The sequence below is a fragment of the Psychrobacter sp. 1U2 genome, from assembly GCF_051847575.1.
The window spans coordinates 1-570 of record NZ_JBPYDC010001580.1 but is presented as its reverse complement, the minus strand read 5'-3'; the positions used below and the strand labels follow the sequence as shown (position 1 = coordinate 570).

1 pseudogene is annotated in these 570 nt (G+C 35.4%); it reads right to left on the bottom strand.

The window, feature by feature from the left end:
- A pseudogene (locus tag ACS8FD_RS23295) lies at positions 1-286 on the bottom strand (L,D-transpeptidase family protein); the annotation flags it as partial.
- Between the last annotated feature and the right edge of the window lie 284 nt (positions 287-570).

Genomic DNA, 570 nt, shown 5'->3' with positions numbered 1-570 from the left:
ATGCTGACTGTATTCTGTTATCTTGCTTAGTGTCGATCAGATCACTCATACTGTCAGTGGTCTTAGGCTTGATGCTAGGCGTAGCAACTGTGTTATTGTTATCAATTGATGTGCTACGACTTTCTTGTACATCAAGGCTTGCCAATACAGCAATACCAGGTAATTTGTCAGCCGTACGTGCTGGCGTTGTACGCGTATTATCGGTTGCAGCAACGGCACTGAGACTCATACTAGCGCTAATGATAGCGATAGACATAGAAGCAATAAGAGGTTTTATTTTCATCATATTTGACCATAGTAGGTTATTACAATGGAGCTATTATGCGCACAATTAAGATTCTAAGCAAACTTTTGATACATCTTTTTGTACCTGTAGAGTGCTAAGCGTCAATAGCTGACGTATGACATACAATATAGTTATATTTGGCTGATATTTTGGCTGGCATGTTGCTCAAAATGTTTGATTAGCAATTTTTAAGTAAGATTATCTTTTTATAAAAAATTCCAAAAAATGAATAAATGCTGGTCAATTACTAAATAATGATCAATTAATTTTATTGCTATAGATAG